We start from the raw sequence: 7,447 nt of genomic DNA, 5'->3' as shown, positions 1-7,447 counted from the left end.
CGGACGCGCTGTCGCCGGACTGCGCGCTCGCCCGGCTGCACCACGAGGTGCGCGCGGCCCGGGCGGTGGCGGCGCCGCTGCCCTGAGCGTCACCGCCCGGAACGTGTCACCGCCCGGAGCACCGGGGGCCTGAGCACCGGGGTCCTGAGCAGCGGGGCCCTGGGCGCCGCCACTCCGAACGCCGCCGTCGCCGAACGGCCGACCGGGCCCCGGACCGGCCCGCTCAGTCCTGGATCCGCCGCCAGGGCCGGTCCGCCTCCAGCGCGAAGGCCAGCTCCAGCAGCAGCCGCTCCTGCCCGTGCGCCGCCGACAGGTGCACCCCGACCGGCAGCCCGCCGGGCGCGGAGCCCGCCGGCAGGGCGATGCCCGGGCCGCCGGCCACGTTGTTGACCGGGGTGAAGGCCACGTAGCGCGTCAGCCGGTCCATCAGCTCGTCGAAGTCCACGTTTGGGCTCAGGTGCCCGATCGGCGGGGTGGTGTGGGCGAGCACCGGGGAGAGGATCACGTCGTGGGTGCGGAAGATCCGCGCGTACACGCCCTCGGCCCGGCGCAGCCGCCGCAGCACGCCGGGGGTCCGCGGGAACTCGGCCTGGAACCGGCGGCGCAGCCCGGTGGTCAGGCCGTCCAGCCTCCCGGCCCGGAAGCCCGGGTCGATCAGCAGCCGGCCGGTGGCCGCGACGGCCCAGGCGATGTAGCCCCAGTAGCTGACGAAGTCGCGGGAGAACTCCTCGCCGAAGGGCAGTGCGGCGGGCTCGACCAGGTGGCCCATCGCCTCCAGCCGGGCGGCGGTCTCCTCGACCACCCGCCGGGTCGGCCCGTCGGTCCTGGCGGTCGGCGAGTCCACCACCAGGCCGATCCGCAGCCGCCGCTCGCCGGGCCCTTCGACCAGGCCGAGCGGGGGCAGCGCGGGGTTGCTCCGGTGCCGCTCGGCGGCGGCGAGGAAGGCGGCGGTGTCGCGCACCGAGCGGGTCAGCACACCGTCGGTGACCAGGTCGATCGGCAGTTTGCCGCTCTGGGCGTTGGTGACCAGCCGGCCCCGGGTGGGCTTGAGGCCGACCAGCCCGCAGCAGGCCGCCGGGATGCGGATCGAGCCGCCGCCGTCGTTGGCGTGGGCGATCGGCACCACGCCGGAGGCCACCAGGGCGGCCGCGCCGCCCGAGGAGGCGCCGGCCGAGTGCGAGGGCTTCCACGGGTTGCGCACCGGCTGGGCGGTGGCGAACTCGGTGGAGGCGTTGAGGCCGAACTCGGGCAGCCGGGTCTTGCCGAGGACGGCCAGGCCGGTGGCGAGGAACTGGTCGGTGAAGCGCGCGTTGCGGCGGGCCGGGCGGGCGGGGAAGGCCTCGCTGCCCATCCCGGTCGGCAGGCCGCGCAGGTCCACGTTGTCCTTGAGGTAGGTCGGCACGCCCCAGAGCGGACCGCCGATGCCCTCCCGGCTGATCCGCGGCCTGTCGTACGAAGCGTGGGCGACGGGCAGCAGCGCGCCGTCCACCCGGGCGGCCCGGTCGACGGCCGCGCCGACCAGCTCCCGGGGGTTGACCGTACCGGCCCGGACCAGCGCGGCGAGCGCCACCGCGTCGTGGGCGCCCAGGGCGTCGTCGGCGAACGCGTGGACCCGCTCGTCGGTCATCCGAACCCCCCACTCCCCGCCGGACGTTCCGCCGTCCGACCATCGCACCGGCTGCTCGTACCTGCCCGGTTCTACTGACCGGTAATCTCACTGGGCTCCGAGTGTAGGCCCACCCGGCGACGCCCTGCGGCCCGGAGCGCCCGCTCACGGGCGGACGAGCCGTCAAGACAGCGAGGGCGCACGATCGTTCGCCCCGCGCCCCCGCGTTCACCCCGTCCGCCGGTCCACGATCGTTTCGCCGCACACCGCCGGGAAAGATCACGTTCGCGATTCGTCCCGGTCCTCCCGCCCCAACCAAGGTGACGCCCGTGCCGACCCCGTTCTTCCCGACCACCCGGTTCACCGCGGCCACCGCCCCCGGCGGCCTCCCGCTGCTCGGCCACGCCCCCGCCCTCCTCCACCACCCCCACGAGTTCGTCGCCGGCCTGCCCGCCCACGGCGACCTCGTCCGGCTGCGGCTCGGCCCGCTCCGCGCGTACGTGGTCTGCCACCCCGAGCTGGTCCGCCGGATGCTCACCGACGACCAGACCTTCGACAAGGGCGGGCCCCTCCTCGACAAGGCCCGGGAGGTCTTCGGCAACGGCCTCGCCACCTGCCCCGCCGCCGCCCACCGGCGCCAACGGCGCATGCTGCAGCCCGCGTTCCACCGCGACCGGCTGCCCGGCTACGCCGCGCTGATGATCGAGGAGATCGCCGGCGCCACCGCCCGCTGGCACGACGGCGACGTGATCGACGTCCCCGCCGCGATGTACCGGCTCTCCACCGCCGTCACCGCCCGCTGCCTGTTCGCCGCGCACGAGCGGGCCGGCTCGCTGCCGGTGCACCGGAGCATGGACGTGGTGACCCGCGGCGTCGGCCGGCGGCTGATGCTGCCGCTGCCCGGCGCCGACCGCCTCCCCACCCCCGGCAACCGCCGCTTCCGCCGCGCCCAGCAGGACCTGCGGGAGATCACCCGGCGGCTGATCGCCGAGCACCGCGCCACCGGTACCGACCGGCAGGACCTGCTCTCCACGCTGCTCGCCGCCACGGACGAGGACGGCCGGGGCCTGTCCGACACCGAGGTCCACGAGCAGGTGGTCACCTTCCTGCTGGCCGGCATGGAGACCGCCGCCGCCACCCTCTCCTGGGCCTGGACACTGCTCGCCGCCAACCCGGCCGTCCGGACCCGCCTGCACGCCGAACTCGACACCGTCCTGGACGGCCGGCCCGCCCGCCACGAGGACCTGCCCTCCCTGCCGCTCACCGCCCGGATCGTCAGCGAGACCCTGCGGCTCTACCCGCCGCCGTGGATCCTCAGCCGCACCGCCACCACCGACACCGAGCTCGGCGGCCACCGCGTCCCGGCCGGCGCCACCCTGCTGTACAGCCCGTACCTGCTGCACCGCCGGCCCGACCTGTTCCCCCGCCCCGACCGCTTCGACCCCGACCGCTGGCTCACCACCGCCCGCCCCGCCCCCGGCACCTACGCGCCCTTCGGCCTCGGCGCCCGCCGCTGCATCGGCGAAGCCTTCGGCACCACCGAGGCCGTCCTCGCCATCGCCACCATCGCCGCCCGCTGGACCATCGCCCCCACCCCCGGCCGGCCCGTCCGCCCCGTCCGCGGCTCCTCCCTCGTGCCCCGGCCCTTCACCGCGACGCTGACCCGCCGGGTCCGCTGACCGGATCCCCACCGGGCTTCGGTACTGTCCCGGCATGGCCGGCCGCACGGGCGCCGGCCGCGGACCACACCGCTCGACCGGGACACCACCAGACCATGAACGCACCCACCCCATCGGGGCTCCTGACCGGGCTGCTCCGCGCCGTCCGGACGTACCCGCGCCGCTCGCCGCTGACCCTCGGCTACGTCCTCCTGCTCCTGCTCGGGAACGTCTGGGTCGGGAACCTGCTCGCCGAGGACCGGGCGGACGCACTCCGCGACCACATCAGCACCAACCTCGACAACCTCCACGACCACCCGGTCACCGCCCTGTTCGGCAGCGCGCTGCTGTTCGACGGCACCCTCACCGAGATCCTCTCCACCGGCTTCGGCGGCACCCTGATCACCCTCGGCCTCGGCATCGGCTGCTGCCTCGCCTGGACCGAGCGCCGCTTCGGCAGCCCGCGCGCCGCCGCCGTCCTCCTCGGCGGGCACATCGGCGCCACCCTGCTCACCGCCGCGGTGATCGTGTTCGCCCTGCGGCACGGCTGGTACCCGGAGAGCGTGCGCCAGGCCTCGGACTACGGCATCAGCTACGGCGCCCAGACCGTCCTCGCCCTCGCCGTCCTCGCCCTGCCCCGCTGGGCCCGGCTGCCCTGGGCCGCCTTCGTCCTCGCCTGGCCGCTCTCCGGCGACGGCGAATGGCCCGGTCCCCTCCCGCCCTTCACCACCGTCGGCCACCTGCTCTCGGCCGCCCTCGGCTTCGCCCTGGCCGCCGCCGTGGCCCTCACCGCCGCCCGCCGCCGGCGCGCCGAAACCCTTGCCCCGGCGGCGGCCGACCGGTGATCATGCCCGGATGACCAGGAGTGCGAAGACCCCCTTCCACAGCCCCCGTTCCTTCCAGCTCTGGCACTACGGCATCGGCCACAAGGAGCTGGTGCTGCGCAGCCAGGCGGGCGGGCAGGAGCCCGAGACCCTCGACATCATCTTCGAGACCGTGCGGGCGATGAAGCTCCACACCCACTACCCCACGCTGACGATCCGTTCCGCCACGCCCGAGGAGCGCAAGAGCATCCGGGAGTTCTCCGACGGCGGCCCGGGCGAGCTCTCCGGCGCGGGGCACTACTACCTGGTCCTGGAGTCGGAGCGGGACCCGGCCTTCGTGGTGTGCCGCCGGGTCGAGGCCTACGCCCGGCCCGGTGCGGAGGCCGACTACCGCATCACGGCGTCGACCGGGCGCCTGGTCTGGGCCGGCAGCCGGACCTGAACCCGCGCCCGGGCCCGGCTCTGAGCCTGGACCCGAGCCCGAGCGCGAGCCCGCGTCAGCCCGGCGGGCGCCGGTCGGCGGCGATCGCGGTGAGCAGCCGCTCGATCTCCGCCAGCCGGCGCCGCAGGTCCTCGACGTCGGCGCGGGTGGCGCTCTGCTCGCCGTGCTTGAGGGCCACCAGCAGCTGCCCGTCCGGCTCCAGCCGGGCGCGGGCGACGTCGCCGACCTTGTCGCCGTTCTGGATCCGGATGGCGTGCTCCAGCTCGGACGGGCGCAGCGCCAGGCTGTGCAGCGCGCCCTCGACCAGCTTGCCGTCCTTCACCACGGTGGTGGGCCTGCCCTCCAGGAGCCGGGCGGCCTTCGGGTCGCGGGCGAGCCAGCGGGTGACGCCGGCGTTCACCGCGACCAGCGTGACCGCCCCGATCGCGCCGCCGAGCAGGCTGTTGTCGTTGCCGATGATGGCGTTCTGCACCACGTTGGAGAGCAGGAAGACGACCACCATGTCGAAGGTGTTCAGCCCCGCCAGCCCGCGTTTCCCGGCCAGCCGGAACAGCACCAGGATCAGCACGTAGACGGCGACCGTACGGAGGACCTTCTCCACGATCGGAATCTGGACGGCCATCAGGTCGTGCCACACTGCCCCGCTCCTCCCGCTCGACCACAAGCGAACGGGGCAGACGCTACGCCACGGTCACCGCTTGGGCCTGCCGCGCCGGGCCGCCGCGCCCCGCCCGCCGGCCTTGGCACCCCCGGCCTTCGGCGCCCCCGCGCGCTGTCCGCCGGACTTCTGCCCGCCCGCCTTCTGGCCACCCGCCTTCTGCGCGCCGCCCTTCTGCCCGCCGGACTTCTGCGGCTGCGGCTTGCCCCGGCCGGCCGCCGCCTTCTTCGGCTGCGCCTCGGGCGCCGCCTGCCCGGCCCCGCGCCCGCGCGAGCTGTTGACCGTACGGCCGCGGACGATCCCGATGAACTCCTCCACCAGGTCCGTCGTCCGCTCCTGCGGCCAGGCCAGCGCCACCTGGGACTGCGGCGCCTCCACCACCGGCCGGTAGGTGAGGTCCCGGCGGTGGTGCAGCCGGGCCAGCGACTGCGGCACCAGGAGCACGCCGACGTTCGCCGCGACCAGCTCGATCGCGTCCTCCGTGCTGTCCGGACGCGCGATGGCGGGCCGCCCGGGCAGGGTGTCGGCGGTGAATCCGAGGGTGTCGTCGAGCGGGTGGAAGACCACCTCCTCGGCCAGGTCGTCCAGCGCGACCTCCTCGGCGGCGGCGAGCCAGTGGTCCTTGGGGAAGACCACGACGGTGGTCTCGCTGTAGAGCGGGATCGCGCTCAGCACGTCCTTGTCGACCGGCAGCCGGACCAGCCCGGCGTCCGCGCCGCCCTCGCGCAGCGTGCGCTCGCCGTCGCCGAACGGGACCGCGAGGAGGTCCAGCGGCACGTCCGGGAGCCGCTCGCTCCAGACCCGGACCCATTTGCCGGGGGTCACGCCCGGGACGTACACGAGCCGGAAGGACGGGTTCACCTGCATGTCTGTCACAAGGCAAGGCTACCGACCGTGACCGGGAGCGCCCGCGCACTCCCTTACCCTTGTCACCATGACATCGCTCAAGCAGAAGACCAGCCAGACCATGAAGCCGGCCACCGCGGCCAAGAAGCTGGGGATCTACCTCGACGCGGCGCCGACCGGCTTCCAGGAGGGCGTGGTCTCCCGCGAGGAGCTCAGCGCGCTGCAGGCCGAGCCGCCGCAGTGGCTCCAGGACCTGCGCAAGAACGGCCCGCACCCGCGCCCGGTGGTCGCCGCCAAGCTCGGCATCTCCATCTCCGGCCTGGCCCGCGGCGGCGTGACCGAGGCGCTCACCACCGAGCAGATCGAGGCGGTCAAGGCCGAGAACCCGCTCTGGCTCCAGCACGAGCGCGCCAACCAGGTGGACGTCCGCAAGGAGACCGCCCGGATCAAGGAGAAGCACGAGAAGGAGGCCGCCGCCCAGGCCGCCAAGGAGGGCAAGGCTGCCAAGGCCAGCTGACCCGTCCTCCCCCGCCCGGCACGGCGGCGCCCCGGCGCCGGTTGCCGGGCCCCGCGCAACGACGGTGCCGGCGTCCGTTCCGACGGACGCCGGCACCGTCGTGTGCGCGGGTCCGTACGCGGGTCCGCGGGTGGGTCCGTCCACGGGTCCGCACGCGGGTCCGTGCGTGGCGGGCGCCGGCGGGAGGGGACGGAACCCCCGTCCCACCAGCGCGTATTGACCGGGCCGCCGGTCGCTCCGAATAATCGGCGGGACCGGGCACGGCGGTACGCCGCGCCGCGGTACACCGCATCGGGGGAGCGACCGTGATCGAACAGCCTCAGCACACCGGACTCGCCGCACTCGCGGAGGAGTTCTTCGACGCCGAGAACACCCACAACCCGTTCGACGCGACCCTCAGCGGGGTCGAGGGCTACGCCCACCTGGTACCCGACCCGTCCCGCGCGGCCGCGCACCGCCACCGCGAGGCCCTGCTGGGCTTCACCGCCCGGCTGGCCGCGGTCCCGCTGGACTCGCTGGCCGGCGAGGACCGGATCACCCACCGGGTGCTCGCCCGGCTGCTCGCCAACGGCATCGGCCAGATCACCCACGGGCTGGCCGAGTTCAGCGTCTCGGCGACCATCGTCGCCCCGCAGAACGAGGCCTTCACCGCGCTCGCCATGACCTCGATCGACCAGGAGGGCGCCGACGCCTACCTGGAACGCCTCGCCGCGCTGCCCGACTACTTCGACGCCGTCCTGCGCCGCACCCTGGACGCCGCCGCCGAGGGCCGCCACCCGCTGCGCAGCGGGGTCGACGCCGCCGTCGCCCAGCTGGAGGCCCACCTGGCGACCGCCCCGGCCGAGGACAAGCTGCTGCGGCCGCTGGCCGGCCGCCCGGAGTCCGAGCGCGCCCTG

At 75.2% G+C, this 7,447-nt stretch carries 8 protein-coding genes; 5 read left to right on the top strand and 3 right to left on the bottom strand.

Features of this window, described 5'->3' with window-relative positions:
* Positions 1-223: 223 nt before the first annotated feature.
* On the bottom strand, positions 224-1,627 hold the full coding sequence (locus tag AE652_RS30510; protein ID WP_049657344.1) for an amidase: 1,404 nt from the start codon (positions 1,625-1,627) through the stop codon (positions 224-226).
* 308 nt (positions 1,628-1,935) lie between these two features.
* On the opposite strand from AE652_RS30510, the gene AE652_RS30505 reads away from it, so the two are divergent.
* From AE652_RS30505 to AE652_RS30495, 3 genes are all read left to right on the top strand, one after another.
* Positions 1,936-3,285 (top strand): cytochrome P450, encoded by a 1,350-nt coding sequence (locus AE652_RS30505; RefSeq protein WP_049657342.1) that lies wholly within the window; start codon positions 1,936-1,938, stop codon positions 3,283-3,285.
* A gap of 95 nt (positions 3,286-3,380) precedes the next feature.
* A complete protein-coding gene (locus AE652_RS30500; RefSeq protein WP_049657340.1) occupies positions 3,381-4,109 on the top strand; it encodes a rhomboid-like protein in 729 nt (242 codons plus the stop codon).
* A 10-nt stretch (positions 4,110-4,119) separates the two neighbouring features.
* Positions 4,120-4,530 (top strand): hypothetical protein, encoded by a 411-nt coding sequence (locus tag AE652_RS30495; RefSeq protein ID WP_049657338.1) that lies wholly within the window; start codon positions 4,120-4,122, stop codon positions 4,528-4,530.
* A 55-nt stretch (positions 4,531-4,585) separates the two neighbouring features.
* On the opposite strand, the gene AE652_RS30490 is transcribed toward AE652_RS30495, so the two are convergent.
* Together AE652_RS30490 and AE652_RS30485 are read right to left on the bottom strand one after the other, a co-directional pair.
* The gene (locus tag AE652_RS30490; RefSeq protein ID WP_049657336.1) at positions 4,586-5,167 is read right to left on the bottom strand and encodes a DUF421 domain-containing protein; all 582 of its coding nucleotides are present in this window, start codon (positions 5,165-5,167) and stop codon (positions 4,586-4,588) included.
* Between the two features lie 54 nt (positions 5,168-5,221).
* A complete protein-coding gene (locus AE652_RS30485) occupies positions 5,222-6,055 on the bottom strand; it encodes a LysR family substrate-binding domain-containing protein (RefSeq protein ID WP_181970875.1) in 834 nt (277 codons plus the stop codon).
* Positions 6,056-6,122: 67 nt separating this feature from the next.
* Between AE652_RS30485 and AE652_RS30480 the strand changes: the two genes are divergently transcribed.
* Both AE652_RS30480 and AE652_RS30475 read left to right on the top strand, forming a co-directional pair.
* Entirely contained in the window at positions 6,123-6,551 is a 429-nt protein-coding gene (locus tag AE652_RS30480; RefSeq protein ID WP_049657333.1) for a DUF5997 family protein, read from the top strand.
* Positions 6,552-6,856: 305 nt separating this feature from the next.
* On the top strand, positions 6,857-7,447 hold a 591-nt coding region (locus AE652_RS30475; protein ID WP_049657331.1), incomplete at its 3' end, for a DUF885 family protein.

It is taken from the genome of Kitasatospora sp. MY 5-36 (assembly GCF_001182915.1).
Lineage (GTDB): Bacteria > Actinomycetota > Actinomycetes > Streptomycetales > Streptomycetaceae > Kitasatospora.
The sequence above is the reverse complement of the archived record's forward strand: the minus strand, read 5'-3'. Positions and strand labels throughout refer to the sequence as shown.